We start from the raw sequence: 24,343 nt of genomic DNA, 5'->3' as shown, positions 1-24,343 counted from the left end.
TTTATTGCGGCTTGAAGACGCTGCGCTTCGCCGCATCCGCGGCGCGCCAGAGATACCAGGCGGCGGCGCTGCGCCAGGGGCCCCAGGCCAGGCCGATCTCGGCCAGGGCCTTGGGCTTCGGCTGCTCATCCAGGCCGGCGGCGACGCGCCAGCCCTCGCGCACGCCGAAATCATCCACCGGCAGCACATCGGGGCGGCCGAGCGTGAAGATCAGCAGCATCTCCACCGTCCAGCGGCCGACGCCGCGGATCGCCACCAGCCGCTCGATCAGCGCCGCATCCGAGAGGCCAGCGCAGCCCTCCCGCGTCGGCACCAACCCGCCGGCCGCCTTCTCGGCGATGTCGCGGATGGCGGCCACCTTGCTGCCGGAGAAGCCGCAGGTGCGCATCGCCTCCGGCGGCAGGGCCAGCACCAAGCCGGGCGGCGGGAAGGCATGGCCCGGAAACAGCGCGAGGAAGCGGCCGAGAATGGCTTCCGCCGCGCGACCATGCACCTGCTGATGCGCGATGGCGCGCACCAGCGCCTCATAGGGTTCGCGCGGTACTGGCTCCAGCGTGCAGGGGCCGATCTGGCGGATGACGCGCTTCAGCACCGGGTCGCGCCGCAGGTGCCGCAGCGCGCCGGCCCATTCGGCCCGGGGCTTGCCCGGGGCCGCGAGGGCGGCGGCACCGCCGACGAGTTCGACCATCAGCGGCTCCGACGCAGGGACATCAATCCACCGAAAGCTTCGCGTCGCGGGCCAATTGGGTCCAGCGCGCGTGCTCCCGCTCCAGCCATTGCGGCAGTTCCGCCGTGGGCACGACCAGGGGATCGACGAAGGCGCCGCGCAGCCGCTGCTGGGTGGTCTCGTCCATCGCCTGGTTGAAGGCGGACTGCAGCCGCGCCAGCACCTCGGGCGGCGTGCGGCGATGGACGAAAAGGGCGTTCCAGACCGGCAGGTCGTAGCCGGCGATCCCCGCCTCCTGCAAGGTCGGCACATCGGGCAGGGCGGAGGCGCGGCGGCCGGTGGTGACGGCCAGCGCCCGGAAGGCGCCCGCCCGGATCTGCGTGGTGGAGGTGGCGGTGGTGTCGAAGAGGAAGTCGAATTCTCCCGCGAGCAATGCCGCCACCGCCGGCGAGGAGCCGCGATAGGGCACGTGCACCGCCTCGAACCCCGCCGCTTTCATGAACATCACCGCCGAGAGATGCGAGGAACTGCCATTGCCGACCGAGCCATAGATCAGATTGCCGCGCTTGCCCCTCGCCACCAGCTCGGCCACGGATTTCACGTCCAGCCGGGAAGGGTTCACCGAAAGCACATTCGCCATGTCGGCGATGGTGCCGATGGTGGCGAAGTCCCGCACCGCATCGACGCCGGAATTGGCATAGAGCACCGGGTTCACCCCATGCGTCGCGGCGGTGCCGAGCAGCAGGGTATAGCCGTCCGGATCGGCCTGGGCCGCGGCCTGCACGCCGATATTGCCGCCGGCGCCGGCCCGGTTCTCCACCACCACCGGCTGACCGAGGCGCACCCCCAGCGGCTCCGCCATGATGCGGCCCATGAGGTCGGTCACGCCGCCCGGCGGATAGGTGACGATGATGCGCAGCGGCCGGTTGGGGAAGCCTGGCTGCGCATGCAGGGCGGGCGCGGCCAGCAGCCCGGCCAAGGGGGCACCGAGCAAGGCGCGTCGTGTGGTCATGTGTTCTTTTCCTCCCGGCGTCCACTGATAGAGACGTAGCGCGGCCGGCCTAGCGCAGCAACCACACCGCCAGCGAGCCCAGCCCCACCACCAGCGCCATCGAGGGCAGCAGCAGCCGCCAGATCTGCCCCGGCCGCGTCCCGTCGGCCAGCAGGCCGCAGATCAGGGCCAGCACGCCGACGCTCATGCCCGCGCCCGCGCCGCCGGCGAAATTGTGCAGGCCCGGCGCAAGCGCCGCCGGCAGGCCCGCCGCCTGGCCGAGCCCCGCCTGCACCGGCATCAGCGCCGCATTCGATCCTACATTGCTGCCGGTGATCATGCCGGAGAGCAGCCCCATCGGCGTGATCGCATAGGGCGCCAGCGGCCCGAGCCCCGCCACCGCCGCCGCCGCCAGCGCCGCCGCCGCGCCGCTGCCCGCCAGCACCCGCCCCAGCACCACATAGAGCAGCATGGCCAGCGCCGGCCGCAGCGCCCGCCGCAGCGCCGCCCCCGCCCGGGGCCCGCCATCCCGGTGCCGCAGCAGCAGCGCCGCCGAGACCAGCCACAGCACCACGGCCACATGGGTCAGCGGCAGGCCCGGGATTCGGCGAAGGGCCGGAAGGCCGGCGCATCCCGCCAGAGCCGCGCCAGCAGCAGGCAGGCGGTGAGCAGCAGATAGGGCGCGGCGGCGCCGAGCGCGGCCACCAGGTCGCGCGGCGGGTCGGCCCGCCACAGCGCCCAGACCAGCACCGGGCCGCTGGCGAGAATCCCCGCCACCTCGAAGGGCAAAGTGAGGTTCGCCAGGATCAGCAGCGTGGCCATGCTGCCCAGCATGGCAAGCTGCACGGCGCGCTCCCGCCCCGCCACCGGCACCCCGGCCCGCGCCGAAAGCCCCCAGAGCACCGGCCCCATCAGCACCAGCCAGGCGGCATTCGGCCAGGCCGCCACCATTGCCACCTGCTGCGCCGGCACCCCCGCCAGCACCGCGCCGAGCGCTGTCCCCGGCCCCAGCCCGCCCCAGGGCACCAGCACCAGCGCCTGCAGGGCCAGCGCCCCGGCCACGGCGCCGGAGCCCGGCGGGTGCGGCCGGGCGCCATCGCGCCCATGGTCATCCGCCCCGATCCCCATGCCGCGCAGCGCCGTCAGCGCAAAGACCGCGCCCACCGCGAAGCCGGTCACGCTCTCCAGGAAGGCGCCCATGGGCAGGGTGACGGCGAAGACGCGGGCGGCGGTGGCGGGGCGGGGCGCCGGCGCCCCATCGCCCGAGACCGCGGCATGGAACAGCAACCCGCCCGCCACCACCGCCACCGGTTGCAGCGCCAGGAAGGCGCCGCGCAGCACCTCCATCGCCAGGAAGCCCGGCAGCGCCGTGCCCGCGGGCAGCGAGACCAGCGCCGCCGGCACCGCCGCCACCAACGCCACCAGGCAGGCACCGACCGGCCCGGCCCGGCCGCTGCCGAGCAGCAACAGGAGAAGCAGCAGGGGCAGGGCCTGGAGCAGCAGGGTCATGCCGGCATCCTTGCCGGGGCGGGCCGCTCGCGCCAGGGTGGGGCCTGCATGACAGCCCCGAGCCTCTATGCCGCCTATGGCAGCAATCTCTGGTATGCGCAGATGGCGCGGCGCTGCCCCGGCGCCACGGTGGCGGGGCAGGCGCTGCTGCCCGGCTGGCGCCTGGTGCTGCGCCGCTTCGCCCTGGTCGAGCCCGACCCCGCCGCCGCCTGCCCGATCGGGCTATGGCATGTGACGCCCGGGCACCTGGCGGCGCTGGACCGCTACGAAGGCCCGCATTGCTACCGGCGTGACAGGCTGGCCCTGCCGGCGCCCGTGGCGGGTCTCGGCGAGGCCTGGATCTATCACGAGATCATCGACCGCCCCGGCCCGCCAGCCGCGGAATACATCCGGCGCCTGCGCGACGGCTACCGCGACTTCGGCTTCGACCCCGCCCCGCTGGAGGCCGCGCTGGCAGCCGCGTGCCGCGTGGCATAGGCCGCGCTGCCCAGGGCCAGCCCTCCGCTCACGCCACCTGCAACAGCCCTGCCAGCAGCCGCGCCCGCGGCACCAGGCTGTCGAGGATCAGGTGTTCCTCCAGCGTATGCCCGCCGGCGCCCTGCACGCCGAGCCCGTCGAGCGTCGGCACGCCCATGGCGCCGGTGAAATTGCCGTCCGAACCGCCGCCGCTGCTCTGGCTGCTGATGTCGAAGCCGATGCGCTGGGCGATGCCGCGGGCGGTGGCGTAGAGCGCCATGCCCCGCTCGTCCGGCTCCCAGACCGGCCGCGTCACGCCGCGCGTCACCGCGAGCTGCACGTCGTTGCCGGTGGGGCGGAGCGAGAGCATGCGCTCCACCGCCTCATCGAGGTCCTCCTGGCGCTTGGCCATGGAGAGGCTCTCGGCGTCGCAATGGGTGGCGACGCAATTCACCCATTGCCCGCCATGGATGACGCCGATGGAATAGGTGACGGCATCCGAGGTCATCGCCTCGATCGCCACCACCTGGCGGCACATCTCGCGGATCGCGCTGCGCCCGTCCGCCAGGCGCGCCCCGGCGTGGCTCGGCTTGCCTGTCGTGCGCAGGTTGAAGCGGGCGATGGCGTAGCGGCCCGTCACCACGCCGCCATCCGGCCGCGCCGGCTCCGGCACCAGCACCACGGCATGGCGCGCCGCCTCGGCCTCAATCAGGTCGCGGGTGGAGGGGCTGCCGACCTCCTCGTCGCTGGTCAGCAGCACCGTCACCGGCCGGCTGGTGGCGATGCCGGCGCGCAGCAATTGCCGGATCGCCTCGATGGCGATGTAATTGCCGCCCTTCATGTCGTAGATGCCGGGGCCATAGACCCGGTTGCCCTCGCGCCGCCAGGGCAGCGGCCCCAGCGTGCCGATCGGGTGCACCGTGTCGAGATGCCCCATCACCAGGATGCCGGGCTCATGCGCGCGCGGATGCGGGAAGCTGGCGCGGAGGCAGGGGCCATAGCCCAGCCGGCCCGGGATGGTCTCGATCCGCGCGCCCATCAGCGCCAGGTCGCGCCCCGCGATCTCCATCATGCGGGCCACCGCGGCGGCATCGAAGGTCGGGCTTTCGCATTCCACCCAGCGGCGGAGGCCGGGCAGCATGGCCTCGGCATCGAAGGGCAGGTCGAGGGCGGGCGCGTCCATGCGGGATTTCCTCAGATACGGTCGGGCCGGCAGCCTGCGGCCGCAGGGCCGTTGCATCAAGGGTGCCCGGCCGGCCTTTCTTCCGCCTTCTTTCTCTGCCGGCCAGGCGCGGGCACTGATAGAATGGGTCCATGACCCCACCCCCCGTCTCGTGCCCCAGGCCGGTCCCGCTGTCTGGACCGGCGCCTCGCTCTCCCCCGCCGATTGGATGCTGCCACTGGGCGCGGAGGCCGCAGCCGAGCTTGCCGCCACCGTCGCCGCCCTGAACAACCGCCGGCCGGAGCGGCCGGAGGATGCGCCCCTGCCGCATCTCGGCCCGATCCTGCAGGGCGTGGCGGAGCGGCTGGAAAATGGCCGCGGCTTTGTCCTGCTGCGCGGCCTCAGCCTGGAGCGGCTGGAGGCGGAGATGGCGGTGGAAGCGGCGCTGCTGGTCCTGGCCGCGCATCTCGGCACCGCCCTGCCGCAGGACGGGGACGGCACCCTGGTCGGCCGCTTGGCCGGGCCGACGGCGGAGGCGGAGGCGCCGGCCCGCTTCCATGCCGACCCCGCCGATGCGGTGGGGCTGTTCTGCCTCGGCCAGCCGCGCGAAGGCGGCAGCATCACCCTGGTTTCGGCCCCCGCCCTGCACAATGCATTGTTGAAGGCGGACCGCACCGCGCTGGCGGTGCTGCATGCGCCGCTGCCGCACCGCGCCCCGGAACCCGGTGCCGAGCCACGGCTGCTGCCGGTCTTCAGCACCACCAGCGGGTGTTTCGTCGGCCGCTACGACCGCGAGGCGATGCCCGAGACCCTGCCCGAGCCGGCCCAGATCGCGGCGCTGGCGGCGCTGGACGCGGCGGCGGCGGCGCCGGGCCAGGCGCTGTCGATCCCGCTGCATGCCGGCGACCTGCTGCTCTACAACCCGCAACTGGTTTGGAAGCGCGTCCACGCCGGCGAGGCCAGCGCCGCCGATGCGGCGGAGCGGACCCTGCTGCGCCTCTGGCTCGCCACCCCCTTCTCCCGCGCCCTGCCGGAGAGCTTCCGCGCGGTCTTCGGCGAGATCACGGCCGGCGCCACCCGCGGCGGCGTGCCGGCGGCGACGAAGATGGTGGGAGGCTGAGGCCGGCGGGCAGCGCCGCCGCTATTCCAGCTTCGCCCCCGAAATCCGCACCACTTCAGACCATTTCGCGTTCTCTTCCGCGATGTAGCGGCTGAATTCGGCCGGGCCGAGCGGCCGCGGCTCGCTGCCGACCTCGCGCAGCTTGGCCTGCACCTCGGGCTCGGCGATGGCGGCGAGCGTGGTGGCGGCGAGCTTGTCGATCACCGGCTGCGGCGTGCGCGCCGGCGCCTGCAGGCCGAACCAGGCCACCGCCTCGAAGCCGGGCAGGCCGGCTTCAGCCACGGTCGGCGTCTCCGGCACGGTGAACCAGCGGTCCTTCGAAGTCACGGCCAGCAGCCGCAGCGCGCCCGAGCGGAGATGCGGCAGATAGGCCGGCAGGTTGTCCACCGCCAGTTCCAGCCGCCCCGCCAGCAATTCCGGCAGCACCCCGCCGGTGCCGCGATAGGGCACGTGCTGGATATCGATCCCGGCGCGGCTTTTCAGCAATTCGGCGCAGAGATGGCCGGAGGTGCCATTGCCGGGGGTGCCGTAATTCATGCCCCCCGGGTCCTTCTTGGCCAGCGCGATCAGCTCGGCCAGGGTATTCGCCGCCGTATTGGGATTGACGATGATCCCATTGGCCACCTGGTTCACCTGCGCGATCGAGGCCAGGTCCTTCTGTGGGTCGAAGGGCATCTGCTTGTAGAGGAACTGGTTGATGCTGGCGGTGCCGATGGTCGCCATCAGCAGGGTGTAGCCATCGGGGTCGGATTTCGCCACGGCATCGGCGCCGATATTGCCGCCGGCGCCGGCGCGGTTGTCCACCACCACCGGCTGGCCGAGGCTCTGGCCCAGCCGTTCCGCGATCACCCGCCCCGTGACATCGGTGGCGCCGCCGGCCTGGAAGGGCACGACGAGGCGGATCGGCCGGTTCGGCCAGGCGGCCTGGGCCCGGAGCAGGGAAGGGGCGGCAAGGAGGGGCAGGGCACCGAGGACGGCGCGGCGATGCAGTGGCATGGGGGGGCCTCCATTGGCAGGGGGATGGCCTGCCACCGTAGCCCCAACGCCGGGGCGGCCGCCACGCTTCCGCTCAATCCAGCTTTATGCCCGCCGCCCGCACCACCTCGCCCCATTTCGCGTATTCGGCAGCGATGTGGCGGCCGGATTCCGCGGTGCCGAGCGGCGCCGCCTCCACCCCGAGCCCGTGCAGCCGCGCCCGCGTCGCCTCGTCCCGGAAGCCGGCCAGGGTGGCGCGGGCCAGGGTCTCGATGATGGGCGCTGGCGTGCGGGCCGGCGCCTGCACGCCCCACCAGGGGGTGGCGACGAAGCCGGGCAGGGCGGATTCCGCCACCGTCGGCACTTCAGGCGCGGCGAACCAGCGCTCGGCGGAGGTGACGGCCAGCAGCTTGAGCTTCCCCTCCCGCACATGCGGCAGATAGGTCGGCAGGTTGTCGACGCAGAGGTCGAGCCGCCCCGCCACCAGGTCCGTGATGAGCGGCGCGGTGCCCCGGTAGGGCACGTGCTGCATGTCCAGCCCGGCCTGGGATTTCCAGGTATTCCGCGGTGAGGTGGCCGGAGGTGCCGTTGCCCGGCGAGCCATAGGTGAGCTGCCCCGGCCGCGCCCTCGCCAAGGCGAGCAATTCGGGCAGGGTCTTCGCCGGCAGGTCCGGCCGGGCCAGGATGCCGTTCGCCACCAGGCAGGTCTGGGCCACCGGGATGATGTCCCGCACCGGATCGAAGCTCAGCCGCTGATAGAGATGCGGCGCCATGGCGGAGACGCTGATGACGGCGATGAGCAGCGTGTAGCCGTCCGGCTCGCTGCGCGCCGCCGCCTCGGCGCCGATATTGCCGCCGGCGCCGCCGCGATTCTCCACCACGAAGGGCTGGCCGAGTTCCGCGGCAAGCCGCTCGGCCGTCAGCCGCCCCACCGCATCCGTGGCGCCGCCCGGCGGGAAGGGCACAATGACGCGCACCGGTCGCGCCGGATAGGTGCCCTGCGCCCGCAGCAGGCCCGGCGCGGCCAGGCTGGCGAGGGCGCCGAGGGCGGCGCGGCGGGGGAGGGTCATGCGGGGCTCCGGGATCAGTCCACCTTGGCGCCGGAGACCTGCACCACCTCCGCCCAGCGCGCAATCTCGGCCTTGATGAAGGCTTCGAAAGCGGCGGGGGTGGTGCCGCCTTCCGGCGTCAGGCCCGGCGGGTCGCCGCCCAATTCGGTGATGCGGGCGCGATAGGCCGGGGTCCGGGTGATGGCGTCCAGTTCCGTCCCCAGCCGCTCGATGATCGGGCGCGGAGTGCGGGAAGGGGCCTGCACGCCGAACCAGGCGGTGGCCTCGAAATCCGGCACGCCGGCTTCGACCAGCGTCGGCACATCGGGCAGGGCCGGGGAGCGGCCCGCGCTGGTCACGGCCAGCGCGCGCAGCCGCCCGTCGCGGATATGGCCGAGGCAGGAGGGCATGTTGTCGCAGCCGGCATCCAGCCGCCCCGCCACCGCCTCGATCAGCATCGGCCCGGCGCCGCGGAAGGGGACATGCACCAGGCTGGTGCCGGTGCGCATCATGAACATCTCCATGCACATATGCGGCGAGCCGCCGCTGCCGGCGCTGCCGTAATTCAGCGCGCCCGGCCGCGCCTTGGCTGCCGCCACCAATTCCTGGGCGGTGCGGATCGGGGATTCGGCGGGCACGAAGATCACGTTCGGCACCCGGATCAGCAGCGCCACCGCCGCCAGGTCCTCCGGCTTCACCTGCATCCGCGCGCCCCAGAGGGAATAGTTGATGGCGGCGGTGGAGATGGTGCAGCAGAGCAGCGTGTAGCCGTCCGGATCGCTGCGGGCGACATGCTCGGCGCCGAGATTGCCGGTGGCGCCGGAGCGGTTCTCCACCACCATCTGCTGGCCGAGCCGGGGCGAGATCATCTCCGCCGCGATGCGGCCGGTGATGTCGGTGGTGCCGGCCGGCGGGAAGGGCACCACCAGGCGCACCGGCCGGTTCGGCCAGGCGCTGCCCTGGGCATGGAGAAGCCCGGGGGCGGCAAGCAATGCCCCCCCCGGCCAGCAGGCTGCGACGGGGAAAGGCTGCCATGGGCTCTACTCCACCTTGGCGCCGCTGCGGCGCGCCACATCCAGCCAGCGGGCCCGCTCGGCCGTGAGGAATTGCTCGAAGGCTTCGGGCGAGGTGCCGCCATCCGGCGTCAAGCCGGGCAGGTCGGCGCCAAGCTGTTCCATGCGGCTGCGGAAGGCAGCGTCCTTCGCCACCGCGTCCAGCTCCCCGCCCCAGCCGGGCGATGACGGGCTTCGGCGTCTGCGCCGGGGCCAGCACGCCGAACCAGGCGGTGGCCTCGAAGCCCTTCACGCCCGCCTCGTCCAGCGTCGGCACATCCGGCAGCACCTTGCTGCGGCGGGCGCCGGTGGTGGCGAGCGCGCGCAGCTTGCCGTCGCGGATGAAGGCGAGGGAGGAGGGAATGTTGTCCATCCCCGCATCCACCCGCTCCGCCATCAACTCGGTCAGCATGGGCGCGCTGCCGCGATAGGGGACATGGGTCATGGCCGCGCCGGTCATCAGCTTGAACAACTCGCCGCAGACATGCGGCGAGGAGCCGATGCCGGCGGTGCCGTAATTCAGCCCGCCCGGCCGCGTCTTCGAGAGTGCCACCAGTTCCGGCACGCTGCGCGCCGGCAGCGAGTTCGCGACCATCAGCACATTCGGCACGCGGATCAGCAGCCCCGCCGCCGCCAGATCCTCCGGCTTGTAGGGCATGCGGTCGCCATAGACGGCGAAATTGATGGCGCCGGTGCCGATGGTGGTGAGCAGCAGGGTATGGCCGTCCGGCTCGCTGCGGGCGACGAATTCCGCCCCCACATTGCCGCCGGCGCCGGGGCGGTTCTCCACTACCACGGAATGGCCAAGCCGGGCAGAAAGCTGCTCAGCGGCCAGCCGACCCACCAGATCGGTGGTGCCGGCCGGGGTGAAGGGGATGACCAGGCGGACCGGCCGGCTCGGCCAGGCCTGGGCCCGCGCCAGGCGCGGTGCGGCGAGCAGCAGGGTGGCGCCGGCCAGCAGCCGGCGGCGGGATGCATGCATGGCGGCGGCTCCCTATTCGATGGTCGCGCCGGATTTCCGCACCACCTCGCCCCATTTGGCGATCTCGGCCTTGATGAAGGCCTCGAAGGTTTCGGGCGAGGTGCCGCCATCCGGCGTCAGGCCGGGCGCCATGCCGCCCAATTCGGCGAATTTGGCGCGGGTGGCCGGCTCCTTCGTCACGGCGTCGATGGCGGTGCCGAGGCGTTCGATGATCGGCCGCGGCGTGCGGGCCGGCACCTGCACGCCGAACCAGGCGGTGGCCAGGATCTCGGGGTAGCCGGCCTCGGCCGTGGTCGGCACATCGGGCAGGGCGGGGGAGCGGACCTCGGTGGTGACTGCCAGCGCCCGCAGCCGCCCGTCCTGGATATGGCCGAGCACCGAGGGCAGGTTGTCCACCGCCACCTGGATGCGGCCGGAGATCACCTCCTGCAGCATCGGGCCGGCGCCGCGGAAGGGCACATGCACCATCTCGATGCCGGTCACCGTCTTCAGCAGCTCGCCCGTCAGGTGCAGGCTGGTGCCGAGGCCGGAACTGCCGTTGTTGAGCTGCCCCGGCCGCGCCTTGGCGTAATCCACCAGCTCCTTCAGGGTATGCACCGGCAGGCTGTTGGTGACGAAGATCGCGTTCGGCACCTTCAGCACCAGCCCGGCCGCCGCCAGGTCCTCCGGCTTGTAGGGCATCCGCGCGCCATAGAGGCTGTAGTTGATGGCGCTGCTGCTGACCGTGCACATCAGCAGGGTGTAGCCGTCCGGCTCCGCCTTCGCGACCGCGTCCGAGCCGACATTGCCGCCGGCGCCGGGCCGGTTCTCCACCACCACCTGCTGGCCGAGCCGCTGGGTCAGCCGCTCCGCCAGGATGCGCGCCGCGATATCGGTGGTGCCGGCCGGGGTGAAGGGCACGATCAGCCGGACGGTGCGGTTGGGATAGGCGGGCTGGGCGTGCAGGGCAGGGGCTGCCAGCAGGCTGGCGCCGGCGGCGAGGGTGGCGCGGCGGGTGATCATGGCGTGGAGGCTCTCCCGGGATTGCTTTGTTCGGCCTGTAGCATGGGCGCGGAGCGCCGGGTCAGTCCACCCTGGCACCGGAGCGGCGAATGACCTCCGCCCATTTCACGCTCTCGGTGCGGATGTATTCGGCGAAATCGGCGATGGAGCCGCCGCGCATCCGGGCGCCCACCTGCTCCAGCCGCTCCCGCGCCATGGGGTCGGCGACGATGCCATTCACCTCGGCGTTCAGCCGCTCGATCACCGGCTGCGGCGTGTGGACCGGCACCTGCAGGCCGAACCAGGCGGTGGCGGCATAGCCGGGCAGGCCGGATTCGGCGACCGTCGGCACATCGGGCAGGGCCGGCGTGCGCTCCGGCGAGGTCACCGCCAGCGCCCGCAACTGGCCGGACCGGATCAGGGTGATGACCGAGGGCAGGTTGTTCATGCCGATATCGATCCGCCCACCCAGGATCTGGTTCGCGGTATCGGCGCCGCCGCGGAAGGGGACATGCAGGATATCGACGCCGGCATCCGCCTTCAGCATCTCACCCGAGAGGTGCAGGCTGCTGCCGCTGCCGGAACTGGCATAGGTCAGTCCGCCCGGCTTCGCGCGCGCCGCGGCCAGCAGGGCATGCAGGCTGTGCCAGGGCGCGTCGCGCCGCACCACGATCACATTCGGCAGATCGGCGAAGAGCGCCACCGGCACCAGGTCCTCCGGCCGGTAGCTCAGCCGCTGGTGCAGGTTGGCATTGATGGAGGCGGTGCCGATCGAGGCGAAGAACAGGTTGTAGCCATCCGGCTCGGCGCGGGAGGCGAGTTCGGCGGCGATGACGCCGGCCGCGCCACCGCGATTCTCCACCACCACCGGCAGGCCGAGCCGGGCGCCCAGACGCTCGGCCATCACCCGCGCCAGCAGGTCGGTGGCGCCACCGGTCGGGAAGGGCACGATGAGGCGGAGCGGCCGGCTCGGCCAGGCCGGCTGGGCCCTGGCGGGCAGGAGGCCGGTCGCCGCGGCCAGGCCGAGGGCAATGCCCGGCAGGGCGCGGCGCGACGGGAACCCGATCGGGTCACGCGGCATTCTCGGCTGGTCTCCTTCCTGGCCGCGGGAACTCTTGTCCCGCTGGGCCGATCTTTCCCTGTTCCTGCCGCATCGGGCCGGCGCATGGCAAGCCTTGCCGGAGGGCGGGGCGGGCCTGTACGGACGGCTCTCACCCGCTCCGGCGCCGGCCGGGTGGGTATTGTCCGGGGAATTCGGGCAAGGGAGGCCATCGGGGGCGCGGCCGGATGCAGTTTCTGAAGCTCTATGGGCGGGTTCTCGGGCTCCTGGCGGCGGATCGCTGGGTGGCGATCGGCCTTACCGCCGCGAATGTCGCGCTGGCCGGCTTGCAGTTCCTGGAACCGGTGCTGTTCGGCCGGGTGGTGGACGTGCTGTCCCATGCCGCCGGCATGAGCCGCGATGCGGTCTGGGCGGAGGCGCTCTCCCTGCTGGCGCTCTGGGGGGCGGTGGGCCTGTCCGGCATCGGCGCCAATGTCGCCGTCTCGCTGCTCTCGGACCGCATGGCGCATCGCAACCGGCTGATCTGGATGCAGCGCTATTTCGAGCATGTGCTGGCCATGCCGCTCTCCTTCCATGGCGACATCCAGTCCGGCCGGCTGATGAAGGTGATGCTGGTCGGCATGGATAACATGTTCGGCCTCTGGCTGGCCTTCTTCCGCGACCATCTGGTGACCTTCATCGCCGCCATCGTGCTGCTGCCGCTGACGCTCGCGATGAACTGGCGGATGGGCCTGCTGCTGATCGGGCTGGTGGTCTTCTTCTCCATCCTCACCGCCTTCGTGATCCAGCGCACCGAGACGGCGCAGAGCGTGGTCGAGCGGTTCCAGACGCGCCTCGCCGGCAATGCGCAGGACGCGCTCTCCAACGTGATGGTGGTGCAATCCTTCACCCGGCTGAACAGCGAGGCGCGGCTCTTCGGCGACATCGTCCGGCAGGTGCTGGACCACCAATTCCCCGGTGCTGAACTGGTGGGCGGTGGTCTCGGTGCTGACCCGGGCCGCCAGTACCGTCACCGTCATCGCGATCTTCGTCCTCGGCACCGTGTTGCACCTCGATGGCAAGGCGACGGTGGGCGAGATCGTCAGCTTCATGGGCTTCGCCACCCTGCTGATCGGCAAGCTGGAGGGGGCGGTGGCCTTCGTCTCCCGGCTGGTCTTCCAGGCGCCCTCCATCGTCAAATTCTTCGAGGTGCTGGACGCCCGCAGCAGCGTGCCGGAGCGTCCCGGCGCGCTGACCCTGGACCGTGCCATCGGGGCGGTGGAGTTCGACCGGGTGGCCTTCGCCTATCCCGGCGGCACCCGCATCCTGACCGACATCTCCTTCGAGGCGCCGCCCGGCCGGACCCTGGCGCTGGTCGGCCAGACCGGCGCCGGGAAATCCACCGCCATGGCGCTGCTGCAGCGCCTCTGGGACCCGGTGGAGGGCCGCATCACGCTGGATGGCCATGACCTGCGCGACGTCACCCTGGAAAGCCTCAGGCGCAATATCGGCGTCGTCTTCCAGGAGAGCATGCTGTTCAACCGCACCATCCGCGACAACCTGCTGATCGGCCGCGCCGAGGCGACGCAGGAGGAGATCGAGCGCGCCTGCCGCATGGCGGAGGCGCATGACTTCATCCAGCGCCAGCCCCAGGGCTACGACACCATGGTGGGGGAGCGCGGCGCCAGCCTCTCCGGCGGCCAGCGCCAACGCCTGGCCATCGCCCGCGCGCTGCTGAAGGACCCGCCGGTGCTGATCCTGGACGAGGCCACCAGCGCGCTGGACGCGGCGACCGAGGCGCGGGTGCAGAAGGCGCTGGCCGCGCTGATGGCGGGCCGCACCACCTTCGTCATCGCGCACCGCCTCTCCACCGTGCGCGATGCCGACGAGATCCTGGTCTTCGAGGGCGGCCGCATCGCCGAGCGCGGCAGCTTCAACGACCTGGTGCAGCAGGGCGGCCGCTTCGCCGAACTGGTCCGCACCCAGCTCACCGGCCAGACCGCGGAGCCGGCCCAGGCGGCCGAGTAATGCCGGCGGAGTAGCACCGGCGGCGTATCGGCCGCCCACCGATCCTTGAGGCGGGACGGCAGCGGCTTTTGCTTGCCCGGCGGCCCGGACGGGGCGCAGGCTTCATGCGACGGCAGGTTCTTCGTGCCTCGCGCACGGTGCCACCGGCCAAGAAGGGCCCAAGGAGGGCAGCCCATGCTCATCGCCGCGATCCTCAAGCACAAGGGCACGGAGGTCGTGTCCGTCGCTCCGGCCGACCGGGTGGTGGACGTCGTGCGCATCCTGGATCAGCGCCGGATCGGCGCGGCGCTGGTGCGCGATGCCGAAGGCCGGATCATCGGCATCATCAGCGAGCGCGACATCATCCGCGGCATGGCCGGGCACGGCCAGGGCACCTCGCAGCTGCCGGCTGAGCAGCTCATGACCCGCGACCTCGTCACCGTCACGCCTGAGACCCTGGTGGTGGAGGCGCTCGGTCTCATGACCAACCACCGGGTCCGGCACCTGCCGGTGCTGGTGGACGGCCAGCTTGCCGGCCTGGTCTCGATCGGCGACCTGGTGAAGGCGCGGATCGAGGAGGCGGAATACGAGACGGAGACGCTCAAGACCTACGTCGCCTCGGCGGGGTGAGCGACTGCCGTTCATTGATCTGCCGCAAGGACATGGCGGCGCGGCGGCGCTCCACTGCCGCGCAGGCAATCCTGCCCGGAGCACCGATGCCATGAACCATCGCCACCGCAAGACGCTGCATGCCCTCTTCGCCCATCCCGTCAGCAGCAATATCGACCCGAAGCTGGTGCATGCCGCGCTTGCGGATCTGGGCGCCGAGGTGGTGCATGGCGGGCACGGCCAGGTCGTGGTGAAGCTGAAGGGCCACACCCAGGGCTTCCACGACACCCGCCACAGCCTCTCCAAGGAGGAGGTGGGCGGGCTCAGGGAAATTCCTGGAAGCCGTCGGGGTGGACCCCGCGCGCGACTATCCGCTGTAGCGGGCCGCAAGCTTCCGCTTGCCGCGACGGGGCGACCCCTGCATCAATCGCAGAGGACAATGAAGGACAGGGGGCTTCCCGCCATGCCGATCACCCGCCGCGCCGCGCTCGCGGCCCCGGCCTTCCTGCTTGCGGGCCCAGTCCTGGGGGCGGGCGCGCATGCCCAGGCGCCGACCCGCTGGCAGATGGCCACGCCCTATCCGGACGGGGATTTTCCAGACCCGGAACATCCGCGAGATGGCGGCGGAGATCGAGCAGTCCTCGGGTGGCCGCCTCGCCCTCCAGGTCCACAGCAATGCCAGCCTGCTGCCCATGGCGCAGATCAAGCGCGGCGTGCAGACCGGCCAGGTGCAACTCGGCGAGGTCCTGCTCACTGCCTATTCCAACGAGGACCCCTTCTTCGACGCCGACGCCATCCCCTTCCTGGTGCGGGATTTCGCCAGATCGAAGCGGCTGGCGGGATTGCAGAAGCCCTATATCGAGGCGCGCCTCCAGCGCCAGGGCCTGGCGCTGCTCTATACCGTCGCCTGGCCCGCGGCGGGCTTCTATACCCAGGTGCCGCTGAACAACCTGGATGTGCTGCGCGGCAGCCGCTTCCGCACCTTCAGCCCGATGACCAACCGCTTCGCCGCGCTGGTCGGCGCCAATCCGGTGCTGGTGCAGCAGGCGGAGCTGGCCCAGGCCTTCGCCACCGGCATCGCCACGGCGATGGTGACCTCGGCCCAGACCGGCGTCGATACCTCGGCCTGGGACTATGCCAAGGTCTTCACCCCGGCCACCTTCTCCATGACCAAGAACGCCGTGCTGGTCTCCCGCCGGGCGCTGGAGGCTTTGCCGGCCGACCTGCGGGAGGTGTTCCTGGCCGCCACCCGCCGTGCCGAGGAACGCGGCTGGCGCTATGCGGAGGAGGCGCAGAAGGCCGCCGAGAGCCGGCTGGCGGAGAAGGGCCTCATCATCGGCACCATCCCGCCCGATGTCATGGCCGCGCTGCGCCAGGTCAGTGCCACCATGACCGAGGAATGGATCGCCAAGGCCGGCGAGGACGGCCGGAAGCTGATCGAGGCCCTGCGCGCCGGGTAGGGTTGTCCTCCGGCCGGGCCGCCACCCCGCCGATCGCCCCTTGCGCCGCCCGAAGCCGGCGGCGCGTGGTTTTCCCTGGAACAGATCACCAGGGGACTTCCGGCATGGCGCTTTTCCGCCGCATGCAGCTTGCGGTTGTCTCCGGCCGGGCCTTCCGGGCCGCATGATGCGCCGACTGCTGGATGCGCTCTACACCGCTGCGGCCGGCCTGGCGGCGCTGTCGCTGCTCGGCATCTTCCTGGTGATGATGGCGCAGGTGCTGCTGCGGGAGCTGCGGATGCAATTGCCGGCGGCCGATGACGTCAGCGCCTATCTCTGCGTCGCCACCACCTTCTTCGCCCTCGCCGCCACCTTCAAGCGGGGCGAGCTGATCCGGGTCGGCATGGTGATCGACCGCCTCCGGCCTTTCCCCCGCCGGGTGATGGAGGCGCTGGTGCTCGTGATGGCCGCCGTCATCATGGCCTATGTCACCTGGTGGACCGGCCAGGACATGCTCTTCTCCCTGGAAATCGAGGAGGTGGCGCAGGGCACCGTGCCCATCCCGCTCTGGATTCCGAAGCTCGCCATGCCGCTCGGCGCCGGGCTGCTGCTGGTGGCGATCCTGGACGAGCTCGTCACGGTGCTGCGCGGGGCCAAGCCGAGCTATGTCGTGGCGGCGGAGGAACGCGCGGCCTCCGGCGACTTCTCGGCGGAGCTCTAGGGGCATGGAACTGCTGAGCTTCGCCCTGCTGCTGCTGGTGGTGCTGTGCCTGCTGCTCGGCACCGGGCTCTGGATCGCCATGTCGCTTGCCGCGGTGGGCTGGCTGGCCATGGTGGTGGTGCATCCGAGTCCCGGCCTCTTCCTCGCCTCCGCCTTCTGGGAGGCGACCGGCTCCCTGGACCCTGGCGGCGCTGCCGATGTTCATCTGGATGGGCGAGATCCTGTTCCGCACCCGCCTCTCGGAGGGATTGTTCAATGGCCTCGCCCCCTGGGTGCGGCGCATCCCAGGGCGGCTCCTGCATGTGAACATCCTGGCCTGCGGCATCTTCGGCAGCGTCTCCGGCTCCTCCGCCGCCACCTGCGCGACGGTGTCGAAGATCGCGCTGCCGGAATTGCGCCGCCGCGGCTATGACGAGCGCACCGCGATCGGCAGCCTGGCCACCGCCGGCACGCTCGGCATCATGATCCCGCCCTCCATCATCATGGTGGTCTATGCGGTGGCGGCCGAGGTCTCGATCGTGCGGGTCTTCATCGCCGGGCTGATTCCCGGGCTCCTGGTGATGGCGCTGTTCAGCCTCTACATCATCACCTGGGCGCTGCTCCGTCCCTCGAAGCAGCCGCCGGTCGAGCCGGGCATGCCCTTCGCGGCCAAGCTGCGGCAGAGCGCGCAGCTCATCCCCTGCGGACTGCTCATCATCGCCGTCATCGGCACCATGTTCGCGGGCTGGGCCACGGCGACCGAGGCCGCGGCCTTCGGCGTGCTGGGCAGCCTCATCCTGGCGGCGGTGACGGGCGCGCTCACCTGGCAGAACTTCCTGGACAGCCTGAAGGGCGCCACGCGGCTGTCCTGCATGATCATGTTCATCCTGGCCGGCGCCGCCTTCCTTTCCAAGGCCATGGCGCTGACCGGCATCCCCGCGGCGCTGGCCGCGGCGGTGGTGGCGCTGGATCTCGGGCCGTTCGGCATCATCGCCATGCTGACGGTGGTCTATATCGTGCTCGGCACCGCGCTGGATGGCGTGTCGATGATCGTGCTCACCACCTCCATCGTGGTGCCGATGGTGCAGCATGCCGGCTTCGACCTGGTATGGTTCGGCGTCTTCATCGTGCTGCTGGTGGAGATCGCCGAGATCACCCCGCCGCTCGGCTTCAACCTCTTCGTCATGCAGACCATGACGGGCAAGGAACAGGGGGAGATCGCGATGGCCTCCCTGCCGTTCTTCCTGATGCTGGTGCTGACGGTGGTGCTGATCACCCTGTTCCCGGTGACGCTGGTCACCGGGCTGGCGAACCTGCTGCTCTCACGCTGACGCAGATCGCGTGACTCCGGACCACAGGAGCCATCCGCCATGGCCTTCGTCCACGTCTGGACGAAAACCGCGGAAGGGTCGCGCCGCCGGGCGGAATCGGCGGCGCGGCCTGCCGGTTCAGCGCGGCGTGGTGCCGCCGGTGCCCGGCTGGGTGCCCGAGCCGACGCCGCCCATGGAGCCCGGGCCCGTCGTCGTGCTCGACCCGATGCCGCCGCCACCGACCCCCGGATTGCCGGTCGAGGTGCCGGTACCCATGGTGCCGGTGCCCGTGGTGCTGCGGGTATCGTTCATGCCCGGACCGCCGCTGCCGGTGGGCCCGGTGGTGGTGGTAGGAGCCGGTCGCGCGATTGTCGGTGCCGGTCGTGCCGCCGCCCATATAGGCGCGGTTGCGATCGTCGCGCCGCTGCGCCGTGCTGCTGCGGCTCGCGTCCATGTTGAGCGCCTGCATGGTGCGGGAATCGAGGCGCCCGGTGGGATCCAGGTTGTTCGCCCGCTGGAAGGCCATCGCGGCCTGCGATGTCTGCGGCCCCCAGACCCCATCGGCGGAGCCGGCATTGAAGCCGCGCTGATTCAGCTCCCGCTGCGCCTGCTGCACGCTGCTCGAACCTGCATGGTCACGCCGTGCCGAGCGCGTTCCGGCCCGGCTGCTCCGGTCGTTGTCGAGCGGGGTCCGCACCTCGGGGTTGCTCCAGGGCGGCTCGCCGAGATTGACATCACGTGGGCTCGTGGCAGCGCCGGTCGCGGCACCGGCGCCGGCGCCGATCGCGGCACCCGCCAGCGCGCCGACCGGCCCACCCAGCGCCCCGATGCCCGCGCCGGTCGCGGCACCCGCCGCAGCGCCGCCGGTGGTGCGTTCCCGCGGTTCGGTGCCGCAGGCCGTAACGGCCAGGGCCATCACCGCCACACCGACCAGTTTCCAGGTCATCATCGCCCTCCTCATCCTGCGGCGATGCAGCGTTCGACCGGTCCCATGGGGATCGGCGCGCTCCCGCCTGCGCCGACCGGAACGTCCCCGGCCAGGGATGGTTGCGCGGACGGGATCGATCTCCCGGGGTCGGCAGGGCTCGCGGCGCCGGTCTCCGGCAGGGTGCCAGCCGGGTCGCGGAAGCAGGAATGCAACCTGCCGCCGGGTGCGGCAGCAGGCCGCCACAGCCGGGCCTCAGGGTCGGCACGGCGCCGCCTGCGGCCGCGATATCCGCCTGCGCGGGCCGGCCTGCCTGCCGATCAATTGTTCCGGTTGGGCTGTGCCGCAGCATTCCTCCGGCAGGCGGGGGCGGCCTAAGCTGGCGGCAGCACGGGGGAGAGTCGCCGCATGTCCACCAGCCTCATCCGCGAGCCCGCCTGGACTCCGGGCCTCAAGGCCTTCCCTCATGCGCGGCAGCGTGGTGGACCTGGGTGGGCCTGGTCGTCGGCGCCGCCTTCACCACCATCGTCACCTCGCTGGTCGAGGATCTGATCAACCCGCTGATCGGCCTGGCGGTCGGCGGGGTGGATTTCTCCAACATCTTCCTGGTGCTGAGCGGCGAGCGCCGCCCTCATTGGAGGCCACGCGCGAAGGTGGCGCGGCGGTGCTCGCCATCGGCAAATTCCTCAACACCATCATCAAATTCGTGATCGTCTCCTTCGCCATCTTCTGGGTGGTGAAGGCGCTGTCGCGGCTCCGGCTCAACGAAATCGGCAAGGCGCCGCCGGGGCGGCGACGCCAAGCGAGAACATCGGCCGAGATCCGCGACGAATTGCGCGCCCAGCGGCCCGGGCCTGCCCAGGCCGAGCTCAGAACTCCCGGTTCAGCGGCGCCTCCGTGATGCGGTCCTGCACCACCTTCACCCCCGGCAGGCCGGCGGCGATGGTCGTTAGGCCGCGGCGCACCGCCGGGGAATGGCAGAAGCCGTGGAAAGTCACCGTGCCGCCCTGCACCCCGACCAGCACATAGGGTGCATCGGCCCAGGGCAGCCGGGCCATCTCCTGCCGCAGCGCGGCGCGGATCGCCGCATCCGAGACGTCCTCGGCCGGCGCCAGCATCGCCCGCAGCAGGTCGGCGCGGGAAAGGATGCCGACCAGCATGCCGTCCTTCACCACCGGCAGCCGCCGCACCGCATGCGTCTCGATCAATTGCGCGCGTCCTCGGCGGTCATGGTCTCCGGTCGCCGTCACCAGCTTCCGGGTCACGATGTCCTCGGCGGTCGCGCCATGCGCGCGGGTATAATCCGCTGCCGCCCGGTCGCGGTTGTAGAACAGCCGCTGCGTCAGGCTCCACCTCCGGCGCCGCGCCGGTGGCCAGCCGCCGGATCAGGTCGGCCTCGGAGACGATGCTGAGCAGCATTCCCGATGCATCCGTCACCGGCACCGCGGAGACGCCACGCTCCGCGAGCAGCCGCGCCACGGCCAGCGCCGGCGTGTCCGGCGGCACGGAAATCACCTGGCGGGTCATGATGTCACCGACCTTCATGTTGCGGCTCCAGCATCCCTGGTTTCATCCCGAGGATACAGGTTGCACCGCGGCCCTGCCTCGACAGGGGGTCAACTCTGCGCGAAGAAGGCGGCCCAGCCAGTCTGCTCGCGCCGGCGCTGCTCCGCCGCGCGCCGTTCCATTTCGGTCCGCTCGTCGCCCAGCGCCTGGCGGACGCGCAATCCTCAAGGTCGAGCTCCAGTTCCAGCCGGGCCAGCCCCTCCTCACGCAGCCGGCCCTGGCGGTGCTGTCGATCAGGCGGCCCCGCGCCGCTTCTGGCGAATCGAGGCGAAGCCGCTGCCGCGCCGCCCGTTCCGCCGCCACCGCGCCGCGATCTCCGGCAGCGCGGGTGCAGATGGCGGGCGCGGTCGCGGAGCCCGGCACCAGATCGGCGGCGATGGCACCCTCCAGTGGGTTTAAGGTCAGCCGCCGCTCGATCTCATCGAGTGCGGCCCGGGCGGAGAGGTGGTGCGCCTTCGCCTCCTCCGGGTCGATGCCGCCCGCATGCGCCGGCACCTCGGCGTGCAGCCGGCGGATCAGCCATTCCAGCGTCGTGCCCTGCAGCACCAGCGTCGCCAGGATGGCGGTGAAGGCGAGGAACACGACTGCGTCGCGCTGCGGAAAATCCATCGGCAGGGCCAGCGCCGCCGCCAGGCTCACCACGCCGCGCATCCCGGCCCAGGAGATGATCGTCGCCTCGGCCCAGGGCTGAATCGGGACGGCTGGCGCACCGCCGGGATCAGCTGCGGCAGCCAGGTGGCGGGAAAGACCCAGAGGAAGCGGGAGAGGATGAGGGCCGCCGCCAGCGCCAGGTCGATGCCCACGATCTCCCACCAGGGGCGCCCGTCCAGCCGGCCGAGGATGTCGTTCAACTGCAGCCCGATCAGGATGAAGACCAGGTTGTTCAGGATGAATCCCAGGAAATCCCAGACCGCCCGCCCCGCCAGACGGCTGCGGGGGCCGGCGATGCGGTGCTGCGCCCGGCCCATCGCCAGGCCGGTGGTCACTACCGCGATCACGCCCGAAAGATGCAGCGCCATCGCCGCCAGGTAGCTTGCATAGCAGGCGAGGAAGCCCAGCGCCGTCTCCAGCAGCGTGTCCCCAAGCGGGCCTGGACCCAGATGGCGGGGCGGCCCACCACCCAGCCCATCGCCACCCCGCCGGCGGCCAGCAGCAGGAATCTCCCCATCCCGTCCCAGGGTGCCAATGCGCCGGCGCCCACGGCTGCCACGGCGAACCGGTAGAGCACCAGGGCCGGGCATCGTTCACCAGGCTCGCCCTCCAGCACCGTCACCAGCCGGCGCGGCAGCCGGAGGCGGGACAGCACCGCGCCCGCCGCGACGGCATCCGGCGGCGCGACGATGGCGCCGAGCGCGATGGCCGCGGCCCAGGGCAGTTCCGGCACCAGGTATTTGGCCAATGCCCTGATGCAGAGGCGTTAGGCCACCCACGCAGCCCACCGCCAGCAGCAGGATCGGCCGCAGGTTGCTGCGGGAAGCTGCGCCAGTCCGTCGGAAGGCGCTGGCCTGCGCAGCGGCGGCAGGAAGAAGGCCAGCGCCAACTCGGGCTCGAACGCACCTGCGGCAGGCCGTGGATGAAGGCCAGCGCCATGCCGCCCAGCACCAGGATCACCGCATAGGGCAGGCGCAGCCGGCGCGGGTGAGCAGGGCGAAGCCGATGCAGGCCGCGATCAGGGCAAGGACGGCTTCGACGAGCGGCATGTTTCGGAAACCCAGTGGCCTGATTCCGAAGTCCTTTGGCCGGCCCTCAGGCCACTAGCCTTTGTTTCCAGGGCCTGCTGACGCTTCCTTCGCTGGTGATCCAGCGAACTTCGCGGGCAGGACACTACGGGGTTTGCTTGCCCGGGTCAGCCACGCAACCCTCCCCGGGGCATGCATGCCCAGCCGGCCCGGCCCGATGTGGGCGGCCCGGCTGCTTCAGATGGCTTCCAGGCGCCGCGCCAGGTCCCGGTAGAGCGCCACCTGGCCGCGGAGTGAATCGCGGGTCCGGGCCGGCGGCAGCACCCGTGGATGCCGCCGACGCGGCGCGTCGCGGTGATCCATGCGCGAGGCTCGGCCAGCGCCGCCAGGCCCGCAACTCCAGGCATCCGCCACCGGTTCGGCCAGGGCCGGCGGGCCGAACAGGGCGTTCCAGCCGGTGATCTTGCGCCAGCGCCTCGACCTCCGCCTCCTTGGCGGTGGGCACGCCGGGCAGGGCGGGCAGCCGTTCGCCGTGCCGACCACCAGCGCCCCCAACCGGCCGGAGGCGATGGCGCCGAAGGTGCCGGTAAGGTTGTTGCCGATGAACTGCGCTTGGCCGGAAACCGAGCTGAGCCTCACCGCCTTCGCCACCGCCGCGTAAGGGAATGGCGACCCCGGCATCGATCGGCAGGCCGCTGGCCGCGAAGAGGTGGCGGATGCCGAGATCGAGGATGGTCGCCGGCCCGGGGTGGCGAACATCCAGCCGCCCCGGATCTGCAGGAGCAGGGAGCAACTCGCCCAGGTTCCGCCAGGGCGCCTCGGCGCGGACGCAGACCACGAAGGGGTTCTCGTCCAGCAGGCCGAGCATGGTGAACTCGTCCCAGGCATAGGGGTGCGCGGATCGGTCGCCGGCAGGATGGCGGAGGAGCCGACCCCGGGCCAGCAGCAGGCTCTGCTCGTCCGGTTTGGCGCGCGCCACATACTGGGTGCGCCGACCGCGCCGGAGGCGCCGGTGCGGTTCTCCACCACGTGGTCGCGGCCGGGTTGGGCAATGGCGTGGCGCATGCGCGGCCAGGATGCGGGCGGCGATATCGGCCGCGCCGCCGGCCGAGAAGGGCGCCACCAGCGTGACCGGGCGATCCGGACAGGCGGGCTGGCCCGCGCGGGGCGAAAGGGCAGGCTGCCGGCCAGGGAGCGAGCATCGGCAGGCCTCGCCAGCGGTGGCCAGACGGCGCGGCGAGGGGGCGGCGCATCGGCATCTTCCCCGGCTGAAGCGGTTGCGTGCAAATCTGACCGCGGGCGCGGGGCGCCGCCACCGGTTTCTGCGCCCGGCGGCCCCGGCCTGCTCCCGTAGCTTGCCCCGGTCGTTCCACGCATGCTAACGAAACCGGGATGACGTCCGCGAACGGTACGCCGGTGGCAAGACCCCCGGCGCCCCTCAGCGGGGTTCCTGCGCGTGGCGCGGGGCGCCCTCCCTCCGGGGGCTCGAGGCCCGTGCCGCGCCCGCGGCATGGGCGGCGCGTGCCTTGCCGGTCGGCGCGGTTCTCGCCGCCCTGCTGGTGGTTGCCCTGCCCGGCGCCGCGAGGCCGCGGCTTCCCGATGCGCCGCGCAGGAATTGCTGCCGCCGCAGGCCACCGGAGGCGGCGACCCGCCAAGCCGCTTTGCCTCGCGGGGCCTGCCTGATGCCGCCTGCCGGGCGGAGCGCATCCATGGCCTGCCGCAGGGCCCGCTGGTCGCCATCGCATTGTCCGAGAGCGGGCTGCATGCCCATGCCCTCAGCACTGGCGCCGCGCCCATTACCCGGAGGACCTGCCACGGCGCGGCGCCCATGCGCCGCCGGCGGCGCGGCCAGCGGCTGGCTTGCGGTGCAGGTGAATGCCGGGGTGCATGCCCGTGGCTCTGACTGGCCGCTGGATGCGGAGCGCCTGGCCGATTGGGCGGGCGGCCCCGCGCCGCTGGTTCATGGAGACGGGCGGGTGGGCTGCGGCGCTGCGGCGCTGGCATGGCGGTTCCCCCGCCAGCAGCCGCCATGCGATGTGCCGGGTCCGGGCCAAGCTGGAGCCGACCGCCCCCGGCTCCGACCTGCTGCGGGACCAGGCCTGCGCCAGCGCCGAGGCGGCGCGCC

At 72.0% G+C, this 24,343-nt stretch carries 27 protein-coding genes and 5 pseudogenes; 11 read left to right on the top strand and 21 right to left on the bottom strand.

Annotated elements, in window-relative coordinates:
- Nucleotide 1 precedes the first annotated feature (1 nt).
- From KSF81_RS00145 to KSF81_RS00130, 4 genes are read right to left on the bottom strand one after another with little or no spacing between them, the layout of a single operon-like run.
- A complete protein-coding gene (locus KSF81_RS00145) occupies nt 2-688 on the bottom strand; it encodes a DNA-3-methyladenine glycosylase (RefSeq protein WP_217377211.1) in 687 nt (228 codons plus the stop codon).
- A gap of 22 nt (nt 689-710) precedes the next feature.
- The gene (locus KSF81_RS00140; protein ID WP_217377210.1) at nt 711-1,679 is read right to left on the bottom strand and encodes a tripartite tricarboxylate transporter substrate binding protein; all 969 of its coding nucleotides are present in this window, start codon (nt 1,677-1,679) and stop codon (nt 711-713) included.
- Nucleotides 1,680-1,728: 49 nt separating this feature from the next.
- Complete coding sequence (locus KSF81_RS00135) at nt 1,729-2,232, bottom strand: L-lactate permease (protein ID WP_217377209.1); 504 nt, start codon at nt 2,230-2,232, stop codon at nt 1,729-1,731.
- Nucleotides 2,233-2,243: 11 nt separating this feature from the next.
- On the bottom strand, nt 2,244-3,167 hold the full coding sequence (locus KSF81_RS00130) for a hypothetical protein (protein ID WP_217377208.1): 924 nt from the start codon (nt 3,165-3,167) through the stop codon (nt 2,244-2,246).
- A gap of 48 nt (nt 3,168-3,215) precedes the next feature.
- On the opposite strand from KSF81_RS00130, the gene KSF81_RS00125 reads away from it, so the two are divergent.
- On the top strand, nt 3,216-3,644 hold the full coding sequence (locus KSF81_RS00125) for a gamma-glutamylcyclotransferase family protein (RefSeq protein ID WP_217377207.1): 429 nt from the start codon (nt 3,216-3,218) through the stop codon (nt 3,642-3,644).
- Between the two features lie 28 nt (nt 3,645-3,672).
- On the opposite strand, the gene KSF81_RS00120 is transcribed toward KSF81_RS00125, so the two are convergent.
- Nucleotides 3,673-4,806, bottom strand: coding sequence for a M20/M25/M40 family metallo-hydrolase (locus KSF81_RS00120; RefSeq protein ID WP_217377206.1), 1,134 nt, complete (start codon nt 4,804-4,806; stop codon nt 3,673-3,675).
- 208 nt (nt 4,807-5,014) lie between these two features.
- Between KSF81_RS00120 and KSF81_RS00115 the strand changes: the two genes are divergently transcribed.
- On the top strand, nt 5,015-5,905 hold the full coding sequence (locus tag KSF81_RS00115; RefSeq protein WP_217377205.1) for a TauD/TfdA family dioxygenase: 891 nt from the start codon (nt 5,015-5,017) through the stop codon (nt 5,903-5,905).
- 21 nt (nt 5,906-5,926) lie between these two features.
- Here the strand turns inward: KSF81_RS00115 and KSF81_RS00110 are convergent, their stop codons facing one another.
- From KSF81_RS00110 to KSF81_RS00080, 8 genes and pseudogenes are all read right to left on the bottom strand, one after another.
- The gene (locus KSF81_RS00110) at nt 5,927-6,901 is read right to left on the bottom strand and encodes a tripartite tricarboxylate transporter substrate binding protein (protein ID WP_217377204.1); all 975 of its coding nucleotides are present in this window, start codon (nt 6,899-6,901) and stop codon (nt 5,927-5,929) included.
- A 73-nt stretch (nt 6,902-6,974) separates the two neighbouring features.
- Nucleotides 6,975-7,412, bottom strand: coding sequence for a tripartite tricarboxylate transporter substrate-binding protein (locus KSF81_RS28745; RefSeq protein ID WP_254453285.1), 438 nt, complete (start codon nt 7,410-7,412; stop codon nt 6,975-6,977).
- A gap of 37 nt (nt 7,413-7,449) precedes the next feature.
- A pseudogene (locus KSF81_RS28740) lies at nt 7,450-7,950 on the bottom strand (Bug family tripartite tricarboxylate transporter substrate binding protein); the annotation flags it as partial.
- A 14-nt stretch (nt 7,951-7,964) separates the two neighbouring features.
- Nucleotides 7,965-8,921 (bottom strand): tripartite tricarboxylate transporter substrate binding protein, encoded by a 957-nt coding sequence (locus tag KSF81_RS00095; protein WP_217377201.1) that lies wholly within the window; start codon nt 8,919-8,921, stop codon nt 7,965-7,967.
- Between the two features lie 48 nt (nt 8,922-8,969).
- Entirely contained in the window at nt 8,970-9,137 is a 168-nt protein-coding gene (locus KSF81_RS28735) for a hypothetical protein (RefSeq protein WP_254453284.1), read from the bottom strand.
- A gap of 79 nt (nt 9,138-9,216) precedes the next feature.
- Nucleotides 9,217-9,963 (bottom strand): annotated as a pseudogene (locus tag KSF81_RS00090) (Bug family tripartite tricarboxylate transporter substrate binding protein); the annotation flags it as partial.
- 12 nt (nt 9,964-9,975) lie between these two features.
- Nucleotides 9,976-10,965: a tripartite tricarboxylate transporter substrate binding protein gene (locus KSF81_RS00085; RefSeq protein WP_217377200.1), complete on the bottom strand. Its 990-nt coding sequence runs from the start codon at nt 10,963-10,965 to the stop codon at nt 9,976-9,978.
- A gap of 61 nt (nt 10,966-11,026) precedes the next feature.
- On the bottom strand, nt 11,027-12,025 hold the full coding sequence (locus KSF81_RS00080; protein WP_217377199.1) for a tripartite tricarboxylate transporter substrate binding protein: 999 nt from the start codon (nt 12,023-12,025) through the stop codon (nt 11,027-11,029).
- 206 nt (nt 12,026-12,231) lie between these two features.
- Between KSF81_RS00080 and KSF81_RS28730 the strand changes: the two are divergent.
- From KSF81_RS28730 to KSF81_RS00070, 3 genes and pseudogenes are all read left to right on the top strand, one after another.
- Nucleotides 12,232-12,885: pseudogene (locus tag KSF81_RS28730) on the top strand (ABC transporter transmembrane domain-containing protein); the annotation flags it as partial.
- 76 nt (nt 12,886-12,961) lie between these two features.
- Nucleotides 12,962-14,011: an ATP-binding cassette domain-containing protein gene (locus tag KSF81_RS28725; RefSeq protein ID WP_309139427.1), complete on the top strand. Its 1,050-nt coding sequence runs from the start codon at nt 12,962-12,964 to the stop codon at nt 14,009-14,011.
- A 174-nt stretch (nt 14,012-14,185) separates the two neighbouring features.
- Nucleotides 14,186-14,620 carry a CBS domain-containing protein gene (locus KSF81_RS00070; protein WP_217377198.1) on the top strand — a complete coding sequence of 145 codons (435 nt, stop codon included), beginning with the start codon at nt 14,186-14,188 and terminating at the stop codon, nt 14,618-14,620.
- Here the strand turns inward: KSF81_RS00070 and KSF81_RS00065 are convergent.
- Complete coding sequence (locus KSF81_RS00065) at nt 14,592-14,894, bottom strand: hypothetical protein (protein WP_217381863.1); 303 nt, start codon at nt 14,892-14,894, stop codon at nt 14,592-14,594. The genes KSF81_RS00070 and KSF81_RS00065 overlap by 29 nt on opposite strands.
- A 322-nt stretch (nt 14,895-15,216) precedes the next feature.
- On the opposite strand from KSF81_RS00065, the gene KSF81_RS00060 reads away from it, so the two are divergent.
- The 3 genes and pseudogenes from KSF81_RS00060 to KSF81_RS00050 all read left to right on the top strand — a co-directional run bounded on the left by KSF81_RS00060 (nt 15,217) and on the right by KSF81_RS00050 (nt 18,069).
- Nucleotides 15,217-16,059 carry a TRAP transporter substrate-binding protein gene (locus tag KSF81_RS00060; RefSeq protein ID WP_254453283.1) on the top strand — a complete coding sequence of 281 codons (843 nt, stop codon included), beginning with the start codon at nt 15,217-15,219 and terminating at the stop codon, nt 16,057-16,059.
- A gap of 163 nt (nt 16,060-16,222) precedes the next feature.
- The gene (locus KSF81_RS00055; protein ID WP_217377197.1) at nt 16,223-16,759 is read left to right on the top strand and encodes a TRAP transporter small permease; all 537 of its coding nucleotides are present in this window, start codon (nt 16,223-16,225) and stop codon (nt 16,757-16,759) included.
- 4 nt (nt 16,760-16,763) lie between these two features.
- Nucleotides 16,764-18,069: pseudogene (locus KSF81_RS00050) on the top strand (TRAP transporter large permease).
- On the opposite strand, the gene KSF81_RS00045 reads toward KSF81_RS00050, so the two are convergent.
- Complete coding sequence (locus tag KSF81_RS00045; protein ID WP_217377196.1) at nt 18,035-18,997, bottom strand: peptidoglycan-binding domain-containing protein; 963 nt, start codon at nt 18,995-18,997, stop codon at nt 18,035-18,037. The pseudogene KSF81_RS00050 and the gene KSF81_RS00045 overlap by 35 nt on opposite strands.
- Nucleotides 18,998-19,464: 467 nt before the next feature.
- On the opposite strand from KSF81_RS00045, the gene KSF81_RS28720 reads away from it, so the two are divergent.
- Nucleotides 19,465-19,683, top strand: coding sequence for an MscL family protein (locus tag KSF81_RS28720; protein ID WP_254453282.1), 219 nt, complete (start codon nt 19,465-19,467; stop codon nt 19,681-19,683).
- Nucleotides 19,638-19,874: an MscL family protein gene (locus KSF81_RS28715; protein WP_309139425.1), complete on the top strand. Its 237-nt coding sequence runs from the start codon at nt 19,638-19,640 to the stop codon at nt 19,872-19,874. Before KSF81_RS28720 ends, KSF81_RS28715 begins: the two co-directional genes overlap by 46 nt.
- Here the strand turns inward: KSF81_RS28715 and KSF81_RS00035 are convergent.
- From KSF81_RS00035 to KSF81_RS31735, 6 genes are all read right to left on the bottom strand, one after another.
- Complete coding sequence (locus tag KSF81_RS00035; RefSeq protein WP_217377195.1) at nt 19,843-20,238, bottom strand: CBS domain-containing protein; 396 nt, start codon at nt 20,236-20,238, stop codon at nt 19,843-19,845. The genes KSF81_RS28715 and KSF81_RS00035 overlap by 32 nt on opposite strands.
- The gene (locus KSF81_RS00030) at nt 20,201-20,518 is read right to left on the bottom strand and encodes a CBS domain-containing protein (protein WP_217377194.1); all 318 of its coding nucleotides are present in this window, start codon (nt 20,516-20,518) and stop codon (nt 20,201-20,203) included. The genes KSF81_RS00035 and KSF81_RS00030 overlap by 38 nt, the downstream gene beginning before the upstream one ends.
- Before the next feature lie 24 nt (nt 20,519-20,542).
- Nucleotides 20,543-21,181: a hypothetical protein gene (locus KSF81_RS00025; protein ID WP_309139424.1), complete on the bottom strand. Its 639-nt coding sequence runs from the start codon at nt 21,179-21,181 to the stop codon at nt 20,543-20,545.
- Nucleotides 21,175-21,558 (bottom strand): cation:proton antiporter, encoded by a 384-nt coding sequence (locus tag KSF81_RS00020; protein ID WP_217381862.1) that lies wholly within the window; start codon nt 21,556-21,558, stop codon nt 21,175-21,177. Before KSF81_RS00020 ends, KSF81_RS00025 begins: the two co-directional genes overlap by 7 nt.
- On the bottom strand, nt 21,534-21,938 hold the full coding sequence (locus KSF81_RS00015; RefSeq protein WP_217377192.1) for a cation:proton antiporter: 405 nt from the start codon (nt 21,936-21,938) through the stop codon (nt 21,534-21,536). The genes KSF81_RS00020 and KSF81_RS00015 overlap by 25 nt, the downstream gene beginning before the upstream one ends.
- Before the next feature lie 425 nt (nt 21,939-22,363).
- Entirely contained in the window at nt 22,364-23,197 is an 834-nt protein-coding gene (locus tag KSF81_RS31735) for a tripartite tricarboxylate transporter substrate-binding protein (RefSeq protein ID WP_375293361.1), read from the bottom strand.
- Between the two features lie 908 nt (nt 23,198-24,105).
- Here KSF81_RS31735 and KSF81_RS00005 point away from each other — a divergent pair.
- Nucleotides 24,106-24,343: pseudogene (locus tag KSF81_RS00005) on the top strand (hypothetical protein); the annotation flags it as partial.

Origin of the sequence: Siccirubricoccus sp. G192, from assembly GCF_019084075.1 — a bacterium.
In the GTDB taxonomy this organism is placed as follows: Bacteria; Pseudomonadota; Alphaproteobacteria; order Acetobacterales; family Acetobacteraceae; genus G192.
Note: the sequence above shows the minus strand (reverse complement) of the source record. Positions and strands in the feature narration are given on the sequence as shown.

Bases quoted from the DNA above. Each gene is read 5' to 3' on its own strand.
- KSF81_RS00145 (WP_217377211.1), bottom strand. From the start codon at position 688: ATGGTCGAACTCGTCGGCGGTGCCGCCGCCCTCGCGGCCCCGGGCAAG.
- KSF81_RS00140 (WP_217377210.1), bottom strand. From the start codon at position 1,679: ATGACCACACGACGCGCCTTGCTCGGTGCCCCCTTGGCCGGGCTGCTG.
- KSF81_RS00130 (WP_217377208.1), bottom strand. From the start codon at position 3,167: ATGACCCTGCTGCTCCAGGCCCTGCCCCTGCTGCTTCTCCTGTTGCTG.
- KSF81_RS00125 (WP_217377207.1), top strand. From the start codon at position 3,216: ATGACAGCCCCGAGCCTCTATGCCGCCTATGGCAGCAATCTCTGGTAT.
- KSF81_RS00120 (WP_217377206.1), bottom strand. From the start codon at position 4,806: ATGGACGCGCCCGCCCTCGACCTGCCCTTCGATGCCGAGGCCATGCTG.
- KSF81_RS00115 (WP_217377205.1), top strand. From the start codon at position 5,015: ATGCTGCCACTGGGCGCGGAGGCCGCAGCCGAGCTTGCCGCCACCGTC.
- KSF81_RS00110 (WP_217377204.1), bottom strand. From the start codon at position 6,901: ATGCCACTGCATCGCCGCGCCGTCCTCGGTGCCCTGCCCCTCCTTGCC.
- KSF81_RS28745 (WP_254453285.1), bottom strand. From the start codon at position 7,412: ATGCAGCACGTGCCCTACCGGGGCACCGCGCCGCTCATCACGGACCTG.
- KSF81_RS00085 (WP_217377200.1), bottom strand. From the start codon at position 10,965: ATGATCACCCGCCGCGCCACCCTCGCCGCCGGCGCCAGCCTGCTGGCA.
- KSF81_RS00080 (WP_217377199.1), bottom strand. From the start codon at position 12,025: ATGCCGCGTGACCCGATCGGGTTCCCGTCGCGCCGCGCCCTGCCGGGC.
- KSF81_RS00070 (WP_217377198.1), top strand. From the start codon at position 14,186: ATGCTCATCGCCGCGATCCTCAAGCACAAGGGCACGGAGGTCGTGTCC.
- KSF81_RS00060 (WP_254453283.1), top strand. From the start codon at position 15,217: ATGGCGGCGGAGATCGAGCAGTCCTCGGGTGGCCGCCTCGCCCTCCAG.
- KSF81_RS00055 (WP_217377197.1), top strand. From the start codon at position 16,223: ATGATGCGCCGACTGCTGGATGCGCTCTACACCGCTGCGGCCGGCCTG.
- KSF81_RS00045 (WP_217377196.1), bottom strand. From the start codon at position 18,997: ATGATGACCTGGAAACTGGTCGGTGTGGCGGTGATGGCCCTGGCCGTT.
- KSF81_RS00030 (WP_217377194.1), bottom strand. From the start codon at position 20,518: ATGAAGGTCGGTGACATCATGACCCGCCAGGTGATTTCCGTGCCGCCG.
- KSF81_RS00020 (WP_217381862.1), bottom strand. From the start codon at position 21,558: ATGGCGCTGCATCTTTCGGGCGTGATCGCGGTAGTGACCACCGGCCTG.